Source organism: Chryseobacterium potabilaquae (genome assembly GCF_902728265.1).
GTDB classification, from domain to species: Bacteria; Bacteroidota; Bacteroidia; order Flavobacteriales; family Weeksellaceae; genus Chryseobacterium; species Chryseobacterium potabilaquae.
This window is the reverse complement of sequence record NZ_CACVBR010000146.1, coordinates 1-519: the sequence shown is the minus strand read 5'-3', so window position 1 is coordinate 519 and position 519 is coordinate 1. Positions and strand designations below refer to the sequence as shown.

Annotated in this window: 1 protein-coding gene; it reads right to left on the bottom strand. The window is 37.8% G+C overall.

Going from position 1 to position 519, the window contains the following annotated elements; genetic code table 11:
* On the bottom strand, positions 1-519 hold a 519-nt coding region (locus CHRY9293_RS18575; RefSeq protein ID WP_162034332.1), incomplete at both ends, for a condensation domain-containing protein.

Sequence of the window (519 nt, the reverse complement as noted above, 5' to 3'; positions counted from 1 at the left end):
GACTCACTTCCTCTCCTCTCTCATACGCAATTAAACTTAAGGGATAATCTACCTTCTCTATAGAATCCCGGAATCGAATATCTAAATCCTCAGAAACATCTCCATCGGATATAGGATAATTCTCATATACAAATAAACTACTGAATAGACGCTCTCCATTATCTTGAAGACTTGATAAACTCTTATCACTGTACGTGTTAAGGTCACTTACGGAAGATTGAAGATTTACTATTACATCCATAACCTTACCTTCCTTATGCTCTACAATCAAGGGAAGGGTATTGATATAAAGTCCTACTGAACTCTCAATCCCCTCAACAGGTAAACTTCTTCCAGAAACGGTCGTTCCTACTACTGTTGTTCTTTGATGGCTGTAGATACTTAACTGTTTGTGCCATACATACTGTAACACCGCATTAACGGTTAAGCCCTCCTTAGAGATTAAATTCTTCAACAAAGTATACCTCTCCTCTTTGATATGTAAGGTTAAGGATTGAGGATCCTGAATATGACGATAGC